Here is a 21305-nt window from a genome sequence, read left to right on the forward strand (position 1 = left end):
CGCAAGGATGGGAAGGTATGAAAACGCTGCAGTACTCTTTTGCGCAAATTGAGGCTTTTGCCACCATCGCCGAAACGGGCTCGCTGTCGCGCGCGGCGATTCGCCTTGGCAAAGATCGCACCACGCTGCGCGATCTGCTGGATTATCTGGAAGATGCGCTGGGCTTCGCGCTATTCCTGCGGCAGGGTCGTAGCCTGGCGCTAACCGCGGAAGGGGAGCAGCTTTTTCGCCAGGCGCACCTGCTGCTGCGCCAGGCGCAGGCCTTTGAATCCTTCGCCCGGACGCTGCCGGGCACGGCCTGGCAGGAGCTGAGGGTGGCGTATGACCCCTTTGTGCCGCGCGGCTTTCTCTGCGCCCTGGCCGATAATCTTGCGCAGCGCCAGCTGCGGATGAGCTACTGGAGCGCATCGCGTCGCGAGGCTGAACAGGCGCTGGCCGACGGCCATGCCGACCTGGCGATATGCCAGGCCAATAACCGCACCCTTGGCAGCGAGATGGAGTGGCGCGCGCTGGGCACCGTTGAACTGGGATTTTATGCCGCAGAGCGGCTGTTTGCCGGCTATGCGAGGCCGCTGACGCTGCTGAACCTGGCGCTGGTGCCTCAGCTGGTGATGCATCGCCGCTCTGACGATCAGATCGCCCGACGGCTGCAAATCTCCGGCCATACGCAGTACATGAATGAAATCACGCTGCTGCGTCACGCCATGCAGCAGGGGCAGGGGTGGGGATTTTTGGCCGATCATTTCCAGGCGCAGAGCTGGGATGGGGTGAGTAAAATCGAAACCGAGGTCGGCAGTCAGGGGCTGAACGTCACGATGGTGATGCTCTGGCAGCCGGGTATGAACAAGCACCAGGCCCTGAAGACGGTTATCGATTTAGCGCCGGCGCTGTGGGCGCAAAGCACATAACAAAACGCCCCGGACCTTGCGGACCGGGGCGTTTCATACAACAACTGCTATCGGCTATTAAGCGCGAACGAAGTCGATGTGAGACAGTTTTGGCTTGAACGGGTGACGCTGAACAGCCTGAACCTTAACTTTCTCTTCTTTGCCATCGATAACGATGGTCAGAACTTCACCGTAGAACTCAGCTTTACCCTGAATGTTCCACAGTTTGTCCTGGTCCAGCTCAATTGCTACCGGAGTAGCTTCGCCGCCATAAATGATGGCCGGGAATTTATTAGCTGCACGCAGGCGGCGGCTCGCACCCTTACCCTGCTCTTTACGTACTTCTGCGTCGATAGTAAACATTGATGTCTCTCTATATTTAAATCCTGCTACAGGCGACCCAGCAGCAGGCAGATGATCTGCTTCGCGAATGCAAAAGCGGGCGGCATTATAGCCGCCAGAGGTTTTTACGGCAATCAAAACCTCAGCCTTAATGCCGATTAACGCAGTTCGTTGGCCCGGCGAAAGCGTCCCTGGTAGTCGAACATTTTCTCCCGCACCTGCCAGTATTGCCCCTTCATGCGGGCGACGACAAAGTCCGGATGGCGCAGCAGCGCCCGCTGGGCAAGGATATCGGCAGCGGTTATCCAGCGCAGCGGCACGCCGGGCGTGCGGGTGTGCGGGCGAATAAACAGCTGTTCAAACGCGGTGCGCTGGGCGGGAGTCTGCAGGCGGAAGCGCTCGCTGACGTCGGCACCGTCTTCATCGTAGTAGGTGATTTTCAGCCACGGGCCTTTGTCGTCGGCGCCGTGCTGCAGATCCATGCCGCTACAGCGCAGCACCAGCGCGTCTTTGAGCTTCAGCGCCGCCTTCAGCATATCATCAGGATCGACGAGAATCGTGTCGCACTCGCGGCAGCGGCGGGCGGCGATATCGTTTTCCGCATTACACTGCGGGCAGTTCTTAAAGCGAAAACGAAAGTCGCACTGCTCGCGATGGCCCTCATCATCTTCAAACCAGCCCTGACAGCGGCGGCCAAAATGTTCGATCAGCGTCCCGTCGGCGGTGGTTTTGCCCCAGAAGGTATTGGCGAAACCGCAGGCCGGACAGAATACCTGCACCGGCACGTTGTCGCTCTTGCCTTTCGGCGTCCCGACTTCAGGCGCGTAGAGATCGTGCGGGTTGCCGGCATAGTCGAGGATCAGGCAGTCGGTTTTCCCCGGCGCCAGGCGCAGGCCGCGGCCAACGATCTGCTGATAGAGGCTGACCGATTCGGTAGGGCGCAGAATGGCGATAAGATCGACATGCGGGGCGTCAAAGCCGGTGGTCAGCACCGCCACGTTGACCAGATAGCGGTACCGCTGGGCTTTAAACGATTCAATAATGCGGTCGCGCTGCGGCCCCGGCGTTTCGCCGGTAATCAGCTCGGCTTCACCTGCGGGCAGCAGGCCGGTGATTTCCCGCGCATGCTCCACCGTAGAGGCGAAAATCATCACCCCTTTTCGCGTTTGGGCAAACTCAACGATCTGGCTGACGATATGCGGCGTAATGCGCTGCTGTTTTTTCAGCTCATGATTGAGGTCGGCTTCGCTGAACAGGCCGTTGCTCTGCGCCTGAAGGCGGCTGAAATCGTACTGCACTACCGGCATATCGAGCCGCTCCGGCGGCGTCAGATAGCCGTGTTTAATCATGTAGCGCAGCGGCAGTTCATAAATGCAGTCGCGAAACAGCGCCTTCTCGTCGCCGCGCACCATGCCATGATAATGGAACTGATAGATCCAGCCCTTACCGAGGCGAAACGGCGTGGCGGTGAGCCCAAGCAGGCGCAGCTGCGGATTGACCTGCCGCAGGTGGGCGATGATTTGCTGGTACTGACTATCGTCGTCATCGCTGATGCGGTGGCACTCATCGACGATCAGCAGCGAAAACTCCCCCTGGAACTGCTCAAGGTTGCGGGCAACCGACTGTACGCTGCCGAAAACGACCTTACCGTGGCTCTCTTTGCGCTTCAGCCCAGCGGCGAAAATATCGGCTTCCAGCCCAAGGGCAAGATATTTAGCGTGGTTTTGCGCCACCAGCTCCTTGACGTGCGCCAGTACCAGCACGCGGCCGCGGGCCAGGCGCGCCAGCTCGGCAATGACCAGGCTTTTGCCGGCCCCGGTCGGCAGGACGATAGCGGCGGGCTCATGGTGGCGACGAAACCAGGCTAAGGTGGCATCGACCGCCTCTTTTTGGTAGGGGCGTAATGTAAAATTCATGGCTTCACAGGCGTTAATTAACTCGCAAATAGTATGCCATGAATCTTTTCCCTTGAGTGGCGTTAAGAGCCCGTTATACTAGCCAATGAATTTCTTCTTTTTCGGGCGCTTGCCCGCTCCAGCATTATTACAGGCTAAAAAAATCTCATGCGACTTGATAAGTTTATCGCTCAGCAACTTGGCGTCAGCAGGGCTATTGCCGGACGTGAAATCCGCAGCAGCCGCGTTCTTGTGGATGGTGAAATCGTGAAAGACGCTTCGTTCAAGCTCCAGCCGGAGCATGACGTTGAGTATGACGGCAATGCGCTTACCCAGCAGAACGGCCCGCGCTACTTTATGCTTAACAAGCCGCAGGGTTACGTTTGTTCTACCGACGATCCGGATCACCCGACGGTGCTCTATTTTCTTGATGTCCCGGTGGCGCATAAGCTGCATGCCGCAGGTCGTCTGGATATCGATACCACCGGTCTGGTGCTGATGACCGATGACGGGCAGTGGTCGCACCGTATTACCTCTCCGCGCCATCACTGCGAAAAAACCTATCTGGTGACGCTGGAAAACCCGGTGGACGAACACACCGCGGAGCAGTTTGCGCAGGGCGTTCAGCTGCATAATGAAAAAGAGCTGACCCGGCCGGCGGTTCTCGAAGTGGTGACTCCCACGGAAGTTCGGCTGACCATCAGCGAAGGGCGCTACCATCAGGTTAAGCGGATGTTTGCCGCCGTGGGCAACCACGTTGTCGGCCTGCATCGTGAACGAATTGGCGCTATCGCGCTGGACGACTCTCTGGAGCCCGGCGAGTATCGCCCGCTGACGGAAGAAGAGATTGCCAGCGTTGGCGTTCAGCATGCGCGGAGTAAAACGTGACGGCAAAGCAGAATTCTTCCCTGGGGATTGTGTTTATTCTTGGCCTGCTGGCCATGCTCATGCCGCTGTCGATTGATATGTATCTACCGGCTCTGCCGGTGATCTCGGCGCAGTTTAACGTGCCGGACGGCAGCGCGCAGATGACGCTTAGCACCTATATTCTGGGCTTTGCTTTTGGCCAGCTGCTGTACGGCCCGATGGCCGACAGCATCGGGCGTAAGCCGGTGATCCTCGGGGGGACGCTGATTTTTGCCGCCGCCGCGGTGGCCTGCGCGCTGTCGCAGACCATCGAAATGCTGATTACCATGCGCTTCTTTCACGGCCTCGCGGCGGCGGCGGCGAGCGTGGTGATTAACGCCCTGATGCGCGATATTTATCCGAAAGAAGAGTTTTCGCGGATGATGTCGTTCGTGATGCTGGTAACCACCATCGCCCCGCTGGTCGCGCCGATGGTGGGCGGGGCGGTGCTGGTGTGGTTCAGCTGGCACGCCATTTTCTGGATCCTTGCGGTGGCGGCGCTGCTGGCTTCGGCGATGATCGCGTTCTTCATTAGCGAAACCCTGCCGCCGGAGCGGCGGCAGAAGTTTCATGTGCGTACCACGCTCGGCAACTTTGCTACCCTGTTCCGCCACAAGCGCGTGCTGAGCTATATGCTGGCGAGCGGCTTCAGCTTCGCCGGGATGTTCTCATTTCTGAGCGCCGGCCCGTTTGTTTATATCAATATTAACCACGTCTCGCCGCAGCACTTCGGCTACTACTTTGCGCTCAACGTGGCCTTCCTGTTCGTCATGACCATGATAAACAGCCGTTTTGTCCGGCGGATTGGGGCGCTGAATATGTTCCGCGCCGGGCTGTGGATCCAGTTCGCGATGGCCGTGTGGATGGTGGTCTGCGCGCTGTTTGATGTCGGCTTCTGGGCGCTGGTGTTCGGCGTGGCCGCGTTTATCGGCTGCGTGTCGATGGTTTCCTCGAACGCGATGGCCGTCATTCTCGATGAGTTCCCGCATATGGCCGGAACGGCCTCTTCGCTGGCGGGAACCTTCCGCTTCGGGATCGGCGCGATTGTCGGCGCGCTGCTGTCGATGGCGACCTTCACCACCGCCTGGCCGATGCTGATCTCTATCGCTTTCTGCGCCAGCAGCTCCATTCTCTTCTACCTCTACGCCAGCCGGCGGCGAAAAGTCGCGCTTTGAATCTCATTTAAGGGGCTATTTCAGCCCCTTTTTTGATGCATATCAACCGCAGCGGGCTTCATTATTCTGCTATTTGTTTCTTTTATGTAAAATCAATTAGTGTAAAAAGTCGCAATGTTGCGATAAAAAAGTTGTTTTGGATCACAGAAACGGGTACATATAGCCCCGATCGGTTCCTCAGCGAAACTATAAAGTTCTGGATAATAAGCGGTTAACTCTGGCGCACGCCGGTGTAAACGTTTTCCACGCTGATACAGGACTATTTGTCAACAATGTGTTAATATTGATGTAAATTTATTGTGAAGCATTTGCTTCCGGGGAAAACCAGGTGAATACACAACAACTCTCTATCGTACACCGACTGCCGCAAAGCTATCGCTGGCTGGCCGGTTTTGCGGGTTCAAGAGTTGAACCGATTCCGCAAAACGGCGTGCAGAGCGAGAATAGCCTCGTGGCGCTGAAATTACTGAGCCCGGACGGCGAGAAAGCGTGGCCGGTTATGCATAAGCTTAGCCAGGCGCTCAGCGACATCGAAGTCGATTGCTCAATCGTTGAGTGTGAAGGGGAACCGTGCCTGTTTGTCAGCATGCAGGACGAGTTTGCCGCCACCTGTCGTCTGAAAAATTTCGGCGTAGCCATTGCCGAACCCTTCTCCGGTAACAACCCGTTCTGACCGTCAGCCCAGCGCCAGCAGCTGGCGGGTATATTCCTGCTGCGGAGCGGTAAATACGCGCTCGCACTCTCCCTGTTCGACCACCTCTCCTTGCCGCAGAACCATCACCTGATGGCATAGCGTTCGCACGACGCGCAGATCGTGGCTGATAAAAATATAGGCCAGCTGGTGCTTTTGCTGTAAAGCTTTCAGCAAGGCTAAGATTTGCGCCTGTACGGTCTTATCCAGCGAAGAGGTCGGCTCATCCAGGACGATAAGCTGAGGTTTGACGATCAGCGCCCGGGCGATGGCGATACGCTGCCGCTGGCCGCCGGAAAACTCGGCCGGGTAGCGCAGGCGCGTTTGCGCATCCAGCCCCACCTCCTGCATCACCTGAATAACCGCCTGTTCACGCTCGGCGGGGGTGAGCGTCGGCTGGTGGACGCGCAGCCCTTCCTCAATAATCTGTAAAACGTTTAGCCGCGGGTTCAGCGATGAGTTCGGATCCTGAAACACGACCTGCATCCGGCGGCGCAGCGGCAGCATCTGCCGACGGCTGCGGCCCTGCAGCGTTTGACCATCAAAGGCAATGGTCCCCTCGGAGGCAATCAGGCGCAGTAGCGCCAGCCCGGTAGTGCTTTTGCCGGAACCGGACTCTCCCACCAGTCCCAGGGTTTCACCCGCGCGCAGCTGAAAGCTCAGAGCGTTAACCACCCGATTATGGTCAACCACCCGGCGCAGGAGGCCCCGACGAACGGGAAAGGCGACGCTGAGCCCGCTGGCGGCGAGCAGCAGCGGCGCATCGGGCGCCAGCGGTACCGGAAGCCCCGCCGGTTCGCTATCCAGCAGGCGGCGGGTATAGGGATGCCGGGGAGCAGAAAAAAGGGCATGGCAGTCGTTTTGCTCGACGCAGCGCCCGTTTTGCATCACCGCCACGCGGTCGGCGAGCTGGCGGACGATGCTCAGGTTATGGGTGATAAACAGCAGGCCCATATTCAGCTCCTGCTTCAGCTCGCGCAGCAGCAGCAGAATTTGCGCCTGCACCGAGACATCCAGCGCGGTTGTCGGTTCGTCGGCAATCAGCAGCTCCGGGCGGGTGAGCAGGGCCATGGCGATCATCACCCGCTGGCGCTCGCCGCCGGAAAGCTGATGCGGATAGTCCGCCAGCCGGCGAGGGGCCTGGCGAATGCCGACGCGCTCCAGGCAGTCGAGAATCTCTCCCCGGGCGGCTTCTTTGCGCATTCCGCGATGCAGAGAGAGCACTTCATAGAGCTGCTTTTCCAGGGTGTGCAGCGGATTGAGTGAAACCATCGGCTCCTGAAAAATCATGGCAATACGGTTGCCGCGCACCCCGCGCAGGGTACGCTCATCGGCATGCAGCAGCGACTGGCCGTGAAAGCGGATATCGCCGCTGGGGTAGCTTACCGGCGGTGAGGGAAGCAGGCGCAGCACCGACAGCGCGGAAACGCTCTTACCGGAGCCGGATTCGCCCACCAGCGCCAGGGTTTCCCCCGCCGCAATGCGCAGCGACAGTTCGCTGACGACGGTCCGGGTTTCGCCCTGCTGGCGAAAGGCGATGGAGAGATTGTCGATTTCTAACAGAGGCTGCGCCATCTTATACCGCCTTACTGGGGTCGAAGGCGTCGCGAACCGCTTCACCAATGAAAATTAAAAGCGTTAACAGCACCGCGACGGACAAAAAGGCGGCGATCCCCAGCCACGGCGCCTGCAGGTTGTTTTTCCCCTGCAGCAGCAGCTCGCCAAGCGAGGGCGAGCCCAGAGGCAGGCCGAAGCCAAGAAAATCCAGAGAGGTCAGGGTGGTAATCGAGCTGCAGAGAATAAACGGCAGGAAGGTGAGGGTGGCGACCATCGCGTTGGGCAGCATATGCCGCAGGATAATGCTGCGGTCGTTAACCCCCAGCGCCTGCGCCGCGCGGATATAGTCGTAGTTACGGGTGCGCAGAAACTCGGCGCGCACCACGCCCACCAGCGTCATCCAGCCGAACAGGACGGTAATAGCCAGCAGCCACCAGAAGCCGGGCTGCACGACGCTGGAGAGCAGGATTATCAAAAACAGCGTTGGCATTCCCGACCACACTTCAATAAAGCGCTGCCCCCAGAGGTCTATTTTGCCCCCGTAGTAGCCCTGGATGGCGCCCGCCAGCACGCCGAGGACGCTGGAAAAGAGCGTCAGCAGCAGGCCGAACAGGATTGAGATCCGCGTTCCGTACAGGATGCGCGCCAGCACGTCGCCGCCGTTGGCGTCGGTGCCCAGCCAGTTCTGCGGCGACGGCGGAGAGGGGAAGGGGGATTGGGTCGCAAAGTTGATGGTCGTCGCACCGAAGCGCACCGGCGCCCACAGCACCCAGCCGTGGCTGTCGAGCTGTTTCTGGAGCCACGGGTCCTGATAGTCGGCGGCGGTGGCGAAGTCGCCGCCGAAGGTCTTCTCGCTATATTCTTTTAATAGCGGAACGTACAGGCTGCCGCGGTACTGCACCAGCAGCGGACGATCATTGGCAATCAGCTCCGCGCCCAGGCTGCAGACGAAGAGGATTAAAAACAGCCAAAGCGACCAGTAGCCGCGGCGGTTGTCGCGAAAACGCGCCCAGCGGGCCTGATTGACGGGACTCAAAAAAGACATCAGCGGCCCTCAAAATCGATACGCGGGTCGACCAGCGTGTAGCAAATATCGCTGACGATATTAAGCAGCAGACCAATTAGCGTAAAAATATACAATGTGCCAAACATGACCGGATAGTCGCGTGAAACCGTCGCCTCATAGCCCAGCAGCCCCAGGCCGTTGAGGGAGAACATCACCTCAATCAGCAGCGAACCGGTAAAGAACATGCTGATAAACATCGCCGGAAAACCGGCAATAACCAGCAGCATGGCGTTGCGGAACACGTGGCGCCACAAAATTTGTTTTTCACTCACCCCTTTGGCGCGGGCGGTGACTACGTACTGCTTGCGGATCTCATCCAGGAAGCTGTTTTTGGTCAGCATAGTGAGTGCCGCAAAGCCGCCAATCACCGTCGCCAGCACCGGTAGCGTGATGTGCCAGAGGTAGTCGAGGATCTTCTGATACCACGGCAGGCTATCGAAATTGGCGGAGACCAGCCCCCGCAGCGGGAACAGGTCGAAATAGCTGCCTCCGGCGAAAATAACGATCAGCAGAATCGCGAACAGGAATGCCGGGATCGCGTAGCCGATAATGATCAGCGTGCTGCTCCAGATATCAAAATGGCTGCCGTTGCTGACGGCTTTACGGATGCCGAGCGGGATCGACACCAGGTAGATAATCAGCGTGCTCCACAGGCCGAGGCTAATGGAGACCGGCATACTGTTTTTGATCAGCTGCAGCACCGAGGCGCTGCGAAACAGGCTGTCGCCAAAATCAAAGCGCAGGTAGTCGCCGAGCATTTTCAGGTAGCGCTCGTGGATGGGCTTATCAAAGCCGTAGCGATGGGTTATCTCGGCGATGACCTCCGGGTCGAGGCCGCGCCCGCCGCGATAGTGGCCCTCGCTGACGTTGCTAACGCCGGTGCGCGCGTGGCTGGCGGCCATTCCGCTGTCGCCCGCGCCCGGCATCCCGCCGTGATTGCCGAACTCAATGGCGGCAATGGCCTGATCGACCGGGCCGCCGGGGGCAATCTGGACAATAAAAAAGTTGATCGTGATAATCGCCCACAGGGTGGGGATAATCAGCAGCAGTCGGCGGATCAGGTATGCGCCCATCGTCGTTCCTTAGCGTCTGTCCGCGGGCAGTTTTGCCGCTTTGTTAACGTCATACCACCAGCTGTCAAAGCCGGAGGAGTAAACCGGCCGCGTTGGCGGGAACGAGAACTTGTCCCACCAGGCCGTTCTGTCCTGCGCCATATACCACATCGGCAGCATGTAGTAGTTCCAGGTGAGCACCCGATCCAGCGCACGGCCTAAGGGCAGGAGCTTCTGCTTATTGCCCTGCCAGCGAATAATCTGCGCGATGAGGCGATCCACGACCGGGCTTTGCACTCCCGGCGCGTTGTAGCTGGAGTGAATATAGGCCGAGTCCCAGGAGATCTGCAGGTCGGTGCCGGGCCACGGCGTCGCCCGCCAGACCACGGGCATCATATCGTAATCCCGGCTGCGGCGGCGATTGCTGTACTGGGAATTATCAACCTGGCGAATATCCATGGTGATGCCGAGACGCCGCAGGTTGTGCTGAAAGGGCAGAACCCAGCGATCGTTACCGCCCGCGGGCAGCAGCAGCTCAAAACGCAGCGGCTTCCCGGTTTTCCCGTTCACCCGGCGCTGGTTTTTCAACACCCACCCGGCCCGGTTGAGCAGGTCGTCCGCCTTCAGCAGATTCGCCCGATCGAAACCGCCGCCGTCGGATCGCGGCGGCTGATAGAGCTCGGTGAAGACCTCGGGTGGGAGATCGTTTTTCATCGGCGTCAACAGAGCGAGCTCATCGGCATCGGGCGCCGCGCGGGCCGCGTACTCGGTATTCTGGAAGTAGCTGTTGGCGCGGCTGTAGGCGTTGTAAAACAGCGCCTTGTTCATCCATTCAAAATCGAAGGCGAGGGTGATGGCTTCGCGTACCTGACGATCGGCAAACACCGGGCGCTGAATGTTGAATGCCAGCCACTGGGTATCCTGCGCCGAGGTATTCTGATACTCATCCTTCACGATGTAGCCGCGCGTAAAGTTGCGCCCCACGTAGCGGGTGGCCCAGTTTTTGGCCATCGTCTCCTCCCGCCGGTCTACCGCCCCCGCCTTAAAGGCCTCAAAGGCGACGTTATCGTCGAGATAGTAGTCGTAGCGTAGCGTATCGAAGTTCCAGCGTCCGCGGTTGACCGCAAGATTGGCCGCCCAGTAGGTTTTAACGCGCGAGTAAACGATGTACTGACCCATCCGCCAGTCGGTAATGCGATAGGGGCCGCTGGCCAGCGGCGGGGTGGAGAGCGGATCGCTGAGCTTATGGTCGCGCCAGAATTTTTCCGGCATCACCGGCAGGGTGAACAGGCTGAGCATGTTCTCTTTGCCCGCCTGGCCTAACTCAATGCGCACGGTGAGCGGGGCGATGGCCTTGACGCTTGTGCCTTTGTAGTACAGGCGAAACTGCGGGACGCCTTCGGTCATAAATTTCTGGAAGGTAAATGCGACATCGCTGGCGCGGATCGGCGTGCCGTCATGAAAGCGGGCCTGCGGGTTGATTGTAATCTCTATCCACGAAAAATCCTCGGCGTAGCGCGCCCCGTCGGCGATTAGCGGATAGTAGCTGCCCGCTTCGTCGTCGGAGGTGGTGAATAAGGTATCGTACAGGGCATCGGTGCGCACGCCGGGATTGCCGCGCAGCGCATAGCGGTTGAAGTTGTCGAAGGTGCCAATGGTGGCGAGCGTGATGCTCCCGCCTTTTGGCGCCGCTGGGTTGGCGTAGGCGAAATGGCTAAAGCCGTCAGGGTATTTCGGCTCGCCGATAATCGCGAAGCTGCTGCTCTCTTTCACGGTCTGCGCCTGACCGTTAAGGCTAATAAAAGTAATTAATATCAGACAAATACGCACAAACATAGCCAGGTTGTTATCCTCTGTCGGCGGGCCCTCTGCGGGCCCGTCCATAGACTAAATTATCAGGAACGCCCGGAGGCGGCGAAGTATTTCGCCGGTTCTTCATGCGCGGCGAGCAGCGTTTCCAGCGGCAGGGGCCGGCTTATCCAGTAGCCCTGCAGATAGTGTACGCCGTGCTTGCGCAGCCACTCTGCCTGTTCAGGCGTTTCAACCCCTTCGGCAACGGTCAGGAGCTGCAGGCGGCGGCTCAGCGTCAGCACGGCATCAAGCACCGGCGAGGTGACGGTTTCGGTACCGATGGCCTGCACGAAGCCGCGATCGATTTTCAAAAAGTCGAAGTTGTAGCGTTCAAGATAGATCAGCGCGCTGTGGCCGGTGCCAAAATCATCAATCGCAATTTCAAAGCCCTGCTCATGCAGCCAGTCAAAGATGGCCAGCGATCGGTGCTTATCGATCATCGCGCGTTCGGTTATCTCCAGCACCACGCTAAAGTGGTTAACCGGCAGGGCGGCGGCGAAGCGCTGTAAATCCGGCTTAAAGCTGTCGGCATGCATGTGGGCCGGGGAGATATTCAGCCCGAGCTTACTCCCCGCCGGCAGGATCTTTTGCAGCGTGGGCGCGTCGCGAGCGATCAGCGCCAGCAGATGATGGGTTAGCGGGACGATCATTTCCTGGGTTTCAGCCAGGTTGATAAAGACATCCGGAGGAATTTCGCCGGCGACCGGATGCCGCCAGCGCATCAGTACCTCAACGCCGCTAATGTGCAGCGTATCGGCTTTAACGACCGGCTGATAGACGATGTAAAACTGGTCGTTCTTTATTCCCACCAGGATCGCTTTTCGCGGATCGGATTTGATCGTCAGCACGTAATAGCCCAGTAGCCCCGCCAGCAGCCCGCATACCACGCCTAACAGCAGCGCGTACTGGGTATTTTCAGCCAGCCAGCTGTTGGCGTAGAGATAAACCTTGAGCGGCAGCCCCTTGATCTGCACTTCGCGAATCGGCTCTGAGAGCGTCGTTTTTGGGTTAACCAGCCCGTTGCTTAAGGTCGAAATGCTGTTGTTGTTGACCACCAGCGCAATGCCGCTGAAGTCATTTTGCCGGGCAGAATAGAGAATATAGGGGGTCAGGTTGGTATTGATTGACACGAAAATACCGTCGTTACCGCCGTGCGGGCTGCGTACCCACATCGCCAGCGCCGAGCTTTTTGGCATCATCGGCGTACCCGGCAGGATGGCCATATCGACAGGTTTACTGATATCGAGCTGGGGAATGAGCTGTGCCAGGGGGCTGTTCATTGGACCTGTTGCCGAAGAGCAAAATGCCTGGCCATTTTTAACCAGCAGAAACGCCCGAACGTTTGGGCTGAAGGCGGCATGCGCGGTCAGGCCCGACGCGATATTCTCACACTTCTGGTCAATCAGCGGCTGCAGCACGGTAATCGTATGATTAAGCTCGTGAAAGTATTCATTCAGGTAACCGTTGACGTTGTTGATGATGAAGTCAAAGCGTTCAGACCGGTTGTGGTAGATAACCATAAATTGAATGCTACCGGCCAGCAGGGCGACGAAAATCCCAATGAGTGTGCTGGTCAGCCAGATTTTACGCCGGGGTGAGAAGTAGCGGGTAAGCATAGGCTATAGTCAGTCCGTGTTTATGAGGCGCGCAAATGGGGTGACAGAAAAACGATTTCACCATCTCCATTAAAAGACATAGCTTATATTGCGGCTTTGCGGGGCAATGAGCAAAAAAAAACACTGCCTCAGCAGTGTTTTTAATTTCCGTTCGTCAGCCAAGGGAAAACTGACGACAGAAGAGGTTAGGAACGGCTCAGCACGCGGCGCGCTTCGTTATAGCGCTTTTTCCAGTACGGCTCGTTCATGCTGGAGATAGTCACACCGCTGCTGGTGGAAGCATGAACAAACTGGCTGTTGCCGATGTAGATACCTACATGGCGGCCAGTGGAACCCGCTCTGAACAGGACTAAATCGCCTGTACGCAGCTGGGAGCGTGAAATCGACTTACCGGAATCCTGCTGCTCGGAAGTTGAGCGCGGCAGTTCCAGACCAAACTGTTCGCGGAAGGTACGCTGCACGAATGCTGAACAATCGATGCCTTTCCGGGTGCTACCGCCAAGGCGGTAACGCACGCCTTTCCAGCTAGCATACTGGTCCATTAAACGGGACTTAACGTCCAGATTGTTGACCATTGTTTCAAATTCATCCTGAGAGGCTTGCAGTGATGACAAATCGCCACTACCCACAGCAAGCGTCTCAGAATGCATATTCTTTGCGGTACTACTGGTCGAACTACAGGCAGAGAGCAAAACTGCCACTGCAACCGCGGGAACGACCCGCAGGATATATCTCAAAATCGGCTGAGATTTGACCATGTTGTTTGTTTTCCCTTGTTGTCCTTAACGACAATGTCGTTATAAAAAATGCCAAACGTGTTAGAGCCTAAATACCTGCCAGCAATGAGACAATTCCTTAAACCTAAATTTGTGCAGTGACGCACAAATTAATTCTGCTGCCGGTTTTACGTTGCTGGAAAGGCAAAACGAGAATGAGATTACCCTATCAACACTGGGATGGCGAGCGGTTTTGCGAGATTTCTTATAAGAATTTTTGCGACAAAAAGTGAATCATCGGGAAAGGACAAAATAGCGGCAGAGATGGGTGAAAAATACGCAATTACCTAATTTGTAAGACGATTAATGTGACAGAAAGATGATTGTGGGGATAAAAATGGCGAAACATAAAAAAAGGGACCGAGAACGATCCCTTATGGATATTTAATAATATGCGACGGGAATGTTAATTTTTGTGCAATCCGCCCGGGAGGGTTCGGTCGAACCAGGCAATCATTTTGTCGCTCAGAGGCGTCAGCAGAACCCAGGGAGCGCCGATCAGCAGCGCGGTTAATGAACCGACGGCAATATCGGTAAACCAGTGGGCGCCAATCATTACCCGCGGGAAGGCAAAAACAACGAAAATGGCGAGAGAAATGGCAAACGCCCGGCGGCCAAAATAGCGCCACATGAAGGTGGCGAAAATCAGCAGCATCATCCCGTGATCGCCCGGGAAGCTATCCTTCGATGCATCTTTAGTCGGGAACGAGACCACGTCGCTTACCTTAACAATGCCGCTAAACGAGAGCGACGGGCTGGCGCGTTTAACCGGCATCAGGTGCTGAGCCAGCTGGTTTATCACCACCGCAGACAGCAGCATCACCAGGCCGATAATCACGATTCGGCGGCGGCCGGCGCTTTGCTCTTTCAGCCAGAAGCTCAGCATCACGCCTCCCATTGCCAGCAGAGAGCAGGCGTCAAAAGCGCGGTTGTTGATAATCGCCAGCAGCCAGGTATAGCCGCGGCTGACGCCCACGTTGTGGTTAAAGAAGTGGAAAATGGCGGAGTCCAGCGGAAACCACGGGCCGTGGTTAGCGGGGAGATACCATGATAAAAAAAGCGCAATACCTGCGGCGTTAAGCAGCAGGATAAGGGGGATTCGGGTTTTATTCATAACGGTCGCGTGTTGTGTAAAACGGGGGCAAACATAGCCGCCCTAACTTAAACGTAGCCTCAACAGAGTGGCTTGTAGTGCATTCCAGTCCGCTTCGCCGTCGCAGATCAGCTCAATACGGCTGTCCGGCGGCGCAACGTTTTGCGTTTCAATATTAAGGTCCAGCCCCTGACGGTTGATCCGCACCAGGCCTTCGGCAATACGCATCACGCCCTTCACGCGGCCCACCGGGGCCAGGCGCGCCCACTCCAGCAGGCCGATGGTATCAAAGGTGGTATCAGCGTCAAAAATCCAGCCGCAGGCCTGGTAGCCCTGGCCGCTGTTCAGGCTGCGGCGCCAGCGCTGGTGGCTGGGGAGATTCAGCGCCGCCAGGCCTTTTTTCTGTCCGTGGCCGTGCGCATGCTCCGCGCTTTCCGGCAGCGGGCGCAGATTCAGCCGCGGCAGGTCCAGCAGCGCCGGGTCAATGCTCCCCTGGGTGGCGCTGACGCGCAGGCGTTTGCCGGCGTACTCCTGCCACCAGGCGCTGAAGGCGCGCTCGCTTTCCGCGGTCATCCGGTCGGTTTTATTGCTGATAATGACGTCGGCGGCGACCAGCTGATCGCGGAAGTTTTCGTTGGCTACGACCTTCGGGTCCAGAAGCTGGCGAGGATCGAGGACGCACAGCGTCGCGCGCAGGTCGATCCACGGCTCGTAGACCGCGGCGGTCAGAATATCGAGGATCTGCTTCGGGTGACCGAGCCCGGTTGGCTCAATCAGCAGGCGGTCCGGCTTCCCCTGACGCAGCAGCGTATTCAGCCCGACCTGCATTGGCAGACCGTTGACGCAGCACATGCAGCCGCCGGGAATTTCTTTAAGCAGCGCACCGCTATCGGCCAGCAGAGCGCCATCGATGCCAACTTCGCCAAATTCATTGACCAGTACGGCCCATTTTTCATCTGCAGGCTTATGGGCCAGCAGATGAAGAATCGAGGTCGTTTTACCGCTGCCGAGAAACCCCGTGATCAAGTTTGTTTTGGTCACATTTTCTCCAGGATACAAATGTAATGTTGTAACAGTTGAGACTATCCTGACGAAAAAAAGGGGAAAAGAGAAGGGTTAGGGCGGACAGAAAATATTTCTGTCCGTTAAACAGCAGAAATTGTTAAGAATCCAGCGCGGCGGCGATAGCGTTGCGGGCGCCCAGCGATGAGAGCTGGCGCCAGGCTGACGTCACGTTGGCGACAAATTCTGCGCTGTGCGGGAGGTCGCTGCCAAAAATCTCTTCGAGGGAGAGCAGGGCGCTGACCCGCTCTTGCTCATGGCTGCTAGCGACCAGGGCCTGGATTTTCTCCGCCAGCGGGTCGCGGACATCGATCGGCTGACCGGCATCGTCCACGCCGCTGACGTAGCGCATCCAGCCCGCGACGCCAAGCGCCAGCAGCGGCCAGCGGCTGCCGCGCGCGAGGTGCACCCGAATACCGTCAAGCATGCGCTGCGGGAGCTTCTGGCTGCCGTCCATCGCGATCTGCCAGGTGCGATGCTTTAACGCCGGGTTGCCGAAACGTTCGAGAAGACCGTCGGCATAGCTCGTCAGATCAACGCCTTCAATAGAGAGCGTCGGCGCCTGTTCATCAAGCATCAGCCGGCGCGCGGCGGCGCGCAGCACGTCATCCTGCATACAATCGCTGATATGCGCACTGCCCGCCAGGTAGCCGAGCCACGCGAGGAAAGAGTGGCTGCCGTTGAGCATCCGTAGCTTCATCTGCTCCCACGGCAGCACGTTGTCGGTCATCTGCACGCCGGCGGCTTCCCACGCCGGGCGGCCGGCGACGAAGTTATCTTCGACGACCCACTGAATAAACGGCTCGCAGCTGATGGCGCAGGGATCTTCGACGCCCAGCGCGGCGCTGATTTCCGCCAGCGACTCGTCGGTGGCTGCGGGAACAATGCGGTCAACCATCGTACCCGGGAAGCTGACCTGTTCAGCAATCCACCGCGCCAGCTCCGGACAGCGTTTCTCCGCCATTCCCAGCACGGCGTTTTTCACCACGTGGCCATTGTCAGGAATGTTATCGCAGGAGAGGACGGTAAACGGCGGCAGGCGGCGCTCGCGGCGGCGGGCGAGCGCCTCGACTAAAATCCCCGGCACCGACTGCGGCAGCGTCGGGTTATCCAGATCGTGCACGATCCGCGGCTGCCTGAGATCCAGCAAACCGCTTGCCGGGTCGATGCAGTAGCCTTTTTCAGTGATAGTCAGAGAGACGATGGCGACCTGCGGTTCGCAAAACTTTTCGATTATCGCCGGGAGCGAATCCAGTTTAGCGTTCAGGCACTCGTGCACCGCGCCGACCACGATAGCCCTGTTGCCCTGCGCCCCTTTCTCCAGCACGGTAAACAGGTGATCCTGCTGGCGAAGCTGGCTCATCAGCCGATCGCCGCTGAACAGACTTATTTCGCAGATCCCCCAGTCGCCGCCGCTGGCGTTCAGCACCCGGTCGGTAAGCAGCGCCTGGTGCGCGCGATGAAAGGCGCCAAACCCAAAGTGCACGATACGCGAGCGCAGCTGGCTGCGATCGTAGCGGGGAAGCTGCACGTCTTCCGGTAGCGTAGCTGTAGCAATAGTCGTCATTATTTACACACCTGATTAACCAATGATTAACACGGTCAGTGTAAAGTTATATGACAGCAAATTAAATTGGTGAGCCGTATTTATACGCTTAGTGTGAGCTGGATCAATCAATTCAGCGGGATTATTTGATCCTTTGCGTGAAGCCTGTATGGTAGTCGTCATTGACGTTCGCATTATTGGTATAACAACTTTAAAGGGGTATAGCGATGGAGCAAACCTGGCGTTGGTATGGACCGAACGATCCGGTATCGCTTGATGATGTACGACAGGCTGGCGCAACGGGCGTGGTTACCGCGTTGCACCATATTCCGAACGGGCAGGTATGGCCCGTTGACGATATTAAGCAGCGTCAGGCGCTGCTGGCGGAAAAAGGGCTGACGTGGTCGGTCGTCGAAAGCATCCCGGTGCATGAAGAGATCAAAACCGATAGCGGGCAGTGTGCGACCTGGATTGCCAACTATCAGCAGAGCATCCGCAATCTTGCGGCCTGCGGGATTGATACCGTTTGCTATAACTTTATGCCGATCCTCGACTGGACGCGTACCGATCTGGAGTATCAGCTAGCGGACGGCTCTAAAGCGCTGCGTTTTGATCAAATCGCTTTTGCGGCCTTTGAGCTGCATATCCTGCAGCGCGCCGGCGCGGAAGCGGATTACACGGAAGAAGAGCAGCGCCAGGCGCAGGCCTATTTTACGGCGATGAGCGCTGCGGAAGTCGAAAAGCTGACCCGCAATATTATTGCCGGCCTGCCGGGAGCCGAAGAGGGCTATACCCTCGATCAGTTCCGCACCCGTCTTGCCGAATATGACCATATCAATAAAGAGCAGCTGCGTGAAAATATGGCCCGCTTCCTGCGCGCCATCGTGCCGGTATGTGAAGAGGTGGGCGTGCGTCTGGCGGTTCACCCGGACGATCCGCCGCGTCCGATCCTTGGCCTGCCGCGTATCGTGTCGACGATCGAAGATATGCAGTGGCTGAAAGAGGTTGTTGATAGCATTAACAACGGTTTTACCATGTGCACCGGCTCCTACGGCGTGCGTGCCGATAATGACCTGGTGAAGATGGTTGAAACCTTCGGCGATCGTATTCACTTCACCCATCTGCGATCGACCTGCCGCGAAGAGAATCCGAAAACCTTCCACGAGGCAGCGCACCTGAGCGGTGACGTTAATATGGTGGCGGTGGTGAATGCGATTCTGAGCGAAGAGCTGCGCCGCAAGCGCGCCGGCGATCTGCGCCCGATCCCGTTCCGCCCGGATCACGGCCATCAGATGCTGGACGATCTGCGTAAGAAAACCAACCCGGGATATTCGGCGATCGGTCGTCTGAAGGGGATGGCGGAAGTTCGCGGCGTAGAGCTGGCGCTGAAGATGACGAAGTATCCGGAACTGCTGTAGGCCACCGTGCGTCGGTAAAAAAATGCCCGTCAGTTGCGATACTGACGGGCATTTTCGCATTGGTGACCGGTTATTATCCCGCCGTTCGATTAGTCGGCGCGGCCCATATAGCGGCTTTCTTCGATATGGATACGAATGCGTTCGCCCGAGCTCAGGTACTCAGGAACCTGCACCACGAGGCCGGTGCTCAGGGTTGCCGGTTTGTTGCGAGCGCTGGCGGATGCGCCCTTGATGCCCGGAGCCGTTTCAACAATTTCCAGATCAACGGTCTGCGGCAGCTCCAGCGCCAGCAGCTGGCCATCCCAGGTCAGAACCTGCATGTCCGGCATGCCGCCTTCCGGAATAAACAGCAGCTCTTCTTCAATCTGCTCTTTGGTGAAGATATACGGGGTGTAATCTTCTTTATCCATAAACACGTATTCGTTGCCGTCGACATAGGAGAAGTCAACGTAGCGGCGAGTCAGGGTCACGGTGTCAACAATATCGTCGCCCTTAAAGCGTTCTTCAACCTTCAGACCGGTACGTACGTCAGCGAAACGCATTTTGTACAGCGTTGCTGCGCCACGGGCGCTCGGTGACTGAATATCAATATTTTTCACAATCAGCAGCTTGCCGTTGTAATTCAGCACCATACCTTTTTTAATTTCATTCGCTCTTGGCATTGCGGTAATCCTGTAACGTAAAGGGTCAAAAATATCGCGTAAAACTACTCGCGCCGGGCCTTTCAGGCAAGTGGAATTCACGCGTTTTGCTATCTTCGGATAAAACGTTTAGGCTGAGCCTGAAAAAGCGCCGTTAAGAGAACCATCTATGGAATGTCGTACTGACTGCGGTGCCTGCTGTATCGCCCCCTCCATCTCATCCCCGATACCCGGCATGCCTGACGGCAAACCCGCGAACACGCGGTGCGTACAGCTGTCTGCGGGCAACCTGTGCAATATCTTTGGCTCACCGCTGCGCCCCAAAGTTTGCGGCAGCCTGCAGCCAGAGCGCGAAATGTGCGGCACCCGACGCGATGAGGCAATGGCGTACCTTATTCATCTCGAACGGCTCACCGCCAGCTAGCGGCGCGCCGTTTTATCTCTGCGGCTTAAATGTCCCTGATGCGCCACAGGCACAGCTGGGCGATCGCCCCCATGCCGAGCGCAATCCAGAATACCGCGTGATAGCTCCAGATCTCGGCGACCACGCCGGCCAGCGACCCGGCAATAATCCAGCCGACGCGAATGGTATTGGCGTACAGCGTGGTCGCCGCTCCCGCCTGGCCCGGCATTAAATCCTGAAAATAGAGCATGCCAATTCCCGCCAGGATGCCAATGAAAATAGCGTTCAGCAACTGTAACGCCAGCAGCAGCCCAGGCGTATGAACCAGCAGCATGCCGACGTAAAAAAGCAGCCCGGCGACGCCGGCCGCGCGCATCAGAAAACGCTTGCCGAAGCGGCGGGCGTAATAGCCGGCGATCAGCATCGTCGGTATTTCGAGGCCGGCGGCTGCGCCCATCATTAAACCCGCCAGCTTCTCCGGCAGGTGCAGCTCATTAATGATATAGAGCGGCATATTAATGATATAGAGGCTGTTGATGCCCCACATCAGCGTGCAGACGCTGAACAGCAGCAGCGCATCGCGGCGATGGGTGCGCGGAGCTTCCAGCTGACCCGCGGCCGCTTTTGGCTCTTTGCGCATGCTGGGCAGAAAGAACCAGACTATCGCACCGCAGAATACGAAGGCGACAGCGGCGCTGAGGTACATCACGGTAAAGCCGAAACCCATCGCCAGCGCGTAGGCCAGCGGCGGACCGATAACCCACGCCAGCGACACCTGGGCGCGCAGAATCGAGCTGAACATCACCGCCTCGCGGCCGGTTTTATCCGCATGCTCGCGGGCAAGGGCGAACATCTGCGGGTTGGCGGTGGAGCCGAAGCTGCTGAGAAATACCCCGACGAAAAGCAGAACAAAGTAGCTGCGATTCCACGCAAACAGCAGGCAGGCCAGCACGCCCAGCAGGCAGCAGAAGACGATCAGCTGTTTACGATCCCCGCGGCGGTCCGAGCGCCCGGCGAGAAACTGGCTCACCAGAATGCCGATTACCGCGCTGCCGGTAAAAAAGAAGCCGACCATCGCCGGGCGCACGTGCACTTCATTGGTCAAAAACAGACTCAAGGTTGGCGTTTGCAACGCGCCGGCAATCCCGGTCAGAAAGGCGACAATCAGGAAGGCGGAAGAGGTTAAATCGAACCCGCGTCGGGGAAGGGCGGCGCTACTGTTTTGCATGTGCGGTTATCTGTGGTTTCAGGAGTCGCGGAGTTTACGCCGCCAGTCAGAAAATGAACAGTAGTATGGCACTAATAAATCAAAAAGGCGTTTCAAAATA

19 protein-coding genes are annotated in these 21305 nt (G+C 57.7%); 6 read left to right on the forward strand and 13 right to left on the reverse strand.

Annotated features, from left to right (window positions below; translation table 11 throughout):
- The first annotated feature begins 17 nt into the window (after nt 1-17).
- Nucleotides 18-908, forward strand: a complete 891-nt coding sequence (locus GO007_RS13510; protein ID WP_095100669.1) for a LysR family transcriptional regulator — start codon at nt 18-20, stop codon at nt 906-908.
- Nucleotides 909-965: 57 nt separating this feature from the next.
- Here GO007_RS13510 and rplY read toward each other — a convergent pair whose 3' ends face one another.
- Together rplY and GO007_RS13520 are read right to left on the reverse strand one after the other, a co-directional pair.
- Nucleotides 966-1250 (reverse strand): 50S ribosomal protein L25, encoded by a 285-nt coding sequence (rplY, locus tag GO007_RS13515; protein WP_095100671.1) that lies wholly within the window; start codon nt 1248-1250, stop codon nt 966-968.
- A gap of 137 nt (nt 1251-1387) precedes the next feature.
- The gene (locus tag GO007_RS13520; protein ID WP_095100673.1) at nt 1388-3145 is read right to left on the reverse strand and encodes a DEAD/DEAH box helicase; all 1758 of its coding nucleotides are present in this window, start codon (nt 3143-3145) and stop codon (nt 1388-1390) included.
- Nucleotides 3146-3292: 147 nt separating this feature from the next.
- On the opposite strand from GO007_RS13520, the gene rsuA reads away from it, so the two are divergent.
- The 3 genes from rsuA (at nt 3293) to GO007_RS13535 (ending at nt 5878) form a co-directional block, all read left to right on the forward strand.
- Nucleotides 3293-4012: a 16S rRNA pseudouridine(516) synthase RsuA gene (gene rsuA / locus GO007_RS13525; protein ID WP_095100675.1), complete on the forward strand. Its 720-nt coding sequence runs from the start codon at nt 3293-3295 to the stop codon at nt 4010-4012.
- Nucleotides 4009-5205: a Bcr/CflA family multidrug efflux MFS transporter gene (locus GO007_RS13530; protein ID WP_095100677.1), complete on the forward strand. Its 1197-nt coding sequence runs from the start codon at nt 4009-4011 to the stop codon at nt 5203-5205. Before rsuA ends, GO007_RS13530 begins: the two co-directional genes overlap by 4 nt.
- A gap of 328 nt (nt 5206-5533) precedes the next feature.
- The gene (locus GO007_RS13535; RefSeq protein ID WP_095100681.1) at nt 5534-5878 is read left to right on the forward strand and encodes a YejG family protein; all 345 of its coding nucleotides are present in this window, start codon (nt 5534-5536) and stop codon (nt 5876-5878) included.
- Between the two features lie 3 nt (nt 5879-5881).
- On the opposite strand, the gene yejF is transcribed toward GO007_RS13535, so the two are convergent.
- From yejF to GO007_RS13580, 9 genes are all read right to left on the reverse strand, one after another.
- Nucleotides 5882-7471: a microcin C ABC transporter ATP-binding protein YejF gene (gene yejF / locus GO007_RS13540; RefSeq protein WP_095100683.1), complete on the reverse strand. Its 1590-nt coding sequence runs from the start codon at nt 7469-7471 to the stop codon at nt 5882-5884.
- Nucleotide 7472: 1 nt separating this feature from the next.
- Entirely contained in the window at nt 7473-8498 is a 1026-nt protein-coding gene (locus tag GO007_RS13545) for a microcin C ABC transporter permease (RefSeq protein WP_095100685.1), read from the reverse strand.
- Nucleotides 8498-9592 (reverse strand): microcin C ABC transporter permease YejB, encoded by a 1095-nt coding sequence (locus GO007_RS13550; protein WP_095100687.1) that lies wholly within the window; start codon nt 9590-9592, stop codon nt 8498-8500. Before GO007_RS13550 ends, GO007_RS13545 begins: the two co-directional genes overlap by 1 nt.
- Nucleotides 9593-9601: 9 nt before the next feature.
- Complete coding sequence (locus GO007_RS13555) at nt 9602-11407, reverse strand: extracellular solute-binding protein (protein WP_095101341.1); 1806 nt, start codon at nt 11405-11407, stop codon at nt 9602-9604.
- 59 nt (nt 11408-11466) lie between these two features.
- Nucleotides 11467-13038, reverse strand: a complete 1572-nt coding sequence (locus GO007_RS13560) for a cyclic di-GMP phosphodiesterase (RefSeq protein WP_095100689.1) — start codon at nt 13036-13038, stop codon at nt 11467-11469.
- A 185-nt stretch (nt 13039-13223) separates the two neighbouring features.
- Entirely contained in the window at nt 13224-13796 is a 573-nt protein-coding gene (gene mepS / locus GO007_RS13565) for a bifunctional murein DD-endopeptidase/murein LD-carboxypeptidase (protein WP_095100691.1), read from the reverse strand.
- A 424-nt stretch (nt 13797-14220) separates the two neighbouring features.
- Nucleotides 14221-14928, reverse strand: coding sequence for a phosphatase PAP2 family protein (locus tag GO007_RS13570; protein ID WP_095100693.1), 708 nt, complete (start codon nt 14926-14928; stop codon nt 14221-14223).
- 42 nt (nt 14929-14970) lie between these two features.
- Nucleotides 14971-15948 (reverse strand): CobW family GTP-binding protein, encoded by a 978-nt coding sequence (locus GO007_RS13575; protein WP_095100695.1) that lies wholly within the window; start codon nt 15946-15948, stop codon nt 14971-14973.
- Nucleotides 15949-16069: 121 nt separating this feature from the next.
- Nucleotides 16070-17536 (reverse strand): mannitol dehydrogenase family protein, encoded by a 1467-nt coding sequence (locus tag GO007_RS13580; RefSeq protein WP_095100697.1) that lies wholly within the window; start codon nt 17534-17536, stop codon nt 16070-16072.
- A 206-nt stretch (nt 17537-17742) separates the two neighbouring features.
- Here GO007_RS13580 and uxuA point away from each other — a divergent pair, with 206 nt between their 5' ends.
- On the forward strand, nt 17743-18933 hold the full coding sequence (uxuA, locus tag GO007_RS13585) for a mannonate dehydratase (protein ID WP_095100699.1): 1191 nt from the start codon (nt 17743-17745) through the stop codon (nt 18931-18933).
- A gap of 89 nt (nt 18934-19022) precedes the next feature.
- On the opposite strand, the gene yeiP is transcribed toward uxuA, so the two are convergent.
- Nucleotides 19023-19595, reverse strand: coding sequence for an elongation factor P-like protein YeiP (yeiP, locus tag GO007_RS13590; RefSeq protein ID WP_041146493.1), 573 nt, complete (start codon nt 19593-19595; stop codon nt 19023-19025).
- Nucleotides 19596-19743: 148 nt separating this feature from the next.
- On the opposite strand from yeiP, the gene GO007_RS13595 reads away from it, so the two are divergent.
- Nucleotides 19744-19998: a YkgJ family cysteine cluster protein gene (locus tag GO007_RS13595; RefSeq protein WP_095100701.1), complete on the forward strand. Its 255-nt coding sequence runs from the start codon at nt 19744-19746 to the stop codon at nt 19996-19998.
- Nucleotides 19999-20023: 25 nt separating this feature from the next.
- Here GO007_RS13595 and setB read toward each other — a convergent pair whose 3' ends face one another.
- The gene (setB, locus tag GO007_RS13600) at nt 20024-21205 is read right to left on the reverse strand and encodes a sugar efflux transporter SetB (protein WP_095100702.1); all 1182 of its coding nucleotides are present in this window, start codon (nt 21203-21205) and stop codon (nt 20024-20026) included.
- Nucleotides 21206-21305 lie beyond the last annotated feature (100 nt).

Origin of the sequence: Klebsiella sp. 10-1, from assembly GCF_009758445.1 — a bacterium.
In the GTDB taxonomy this organism is placed as follows: domain Bacteria; phylum Pseudomonadota; class Gammaproteobacteria; order Enterobacterales; family Enterobacteriaceae; genus Klebsiella; species Klebsiella scottii.

What these genes read in the sequence shown, in the direction of transcription:
- GO007_RS13510 (WP_095100669.1), top strand. Translation starts at nt 18, where the DNA reads ATGAAAACGCTGCAGTACTCTTTTGCGCAAATTGAGGCTTTTGCCACC.
- rplY (WP_095100671.1), bottom strand. Translation starts at nt 1,250, where the DNA reads ATGTTTACTATCGACGCAGAAGTACGTAAAGAGCAGGGTAAGGGTGCG.
- GO007_RS13520 (WP_095100673.1), bottom strand. Translation starts at nt 3,145, where the DNA reads ATGAATTTTACATTACGCCCCTACCAAAAAGAGGCGGTCGATGCCACC.
- rsuA (WP_095100675.1), top strand. Translation starts at nt 3,293, where the DNA reads ATGCGACTTGATAAGTTTATCGCTCAGCAACTTGGCGTCAGCAGGGCT.
- yejF (WP_095100683.1), bottom strand. Translation starts at nt 7,471, where the DNA reads ATGGCGCAGCCTCTGTTAGAAATCGACAATCTCTCCATCGCCTTTCGC.
- GO007_RS13545 (WP_095100685.1), bottom strand. Translation starts at nt 8,498, where the DNA reads ATGTCTTTTTTGAGTCCCGTCAATCAGGCCCGCTGGGCGCGTTTTCGC.
- GO007_RS13550 (WP_095100687.1), bottom strand. Translation starts at nt 9,592, where the DNA reads ATGGGCGCATACCTGATCCGCCGACTGCTGCTGATTATCCCCACCCTG.
- GO007_RS13555 (WP_095101341.1), bottom strand. Translation starts at nt 11,407, where the DNA reads ATGTTTGTGCGTATTTGTCTGATATTAATTACTTTTATTAGCCTTAAC.
- GO007_RS13560 (WP_095100689.1), bottom strand. Translation starts at nt 13,038, where the DNA reads ATGCTTACCCGCTACTTCTCACCCCGGCGTAAAATCTGGCTGACCAGC.
- mepS (WP_095100691.1), bottom strand. Translation starts at nt 13,796, where the DNA reads ATGGTCAAATCTCAGCCGATTTTGAGATATATCCTGCGGGTCGTTCCC.
- GO007_RS13570 (WP_095100693.1), bottom strand. Translation starts at nt 14,928, where the DNA reads ATGAATAAAACCCGAATCCCCCTTATCCTGCTGCTTAACGCCGCAGGT.
- GO007_RS13580 (WP_095100697.1), bottom strand. Translation starts at nt 17,536, where the DNA reads ATGACGACTATTGCTACAGCTACGCTACCGGAAGACGTGCAGCTTCCC.
- uxuA (WP_095100699.1), top strand. Translation starts at nt 17,743, where the DNA reads ATGGAGCAAACCTGGCGTTGGTATGGACCGAACGATCCGGTATCGCTT.
- yeiP (WP_041146493.1), bottom strand. Translation starts at nt 19,595, where the DNA reads ATGCCAAGAGCGAATGAAATTAAAAAAGGTATGGTGCTGAATTACAAC.
- GO007_RS13595 (WP_095100701.1), top strand. Translation starts at nt 19,744, where the DNA reads ATGGAATGTCGTACTGACTGCGGTGCCTGCTGTATCGCCCCCTCCATC.
- setB (WP_095100702.1), bottom strand. Translation starts at nt 21,205, where the DNA reads ATGCAAAACAGTAGCGCCGCCCTTCCCCGACGCGGGTTCGATTTAACC.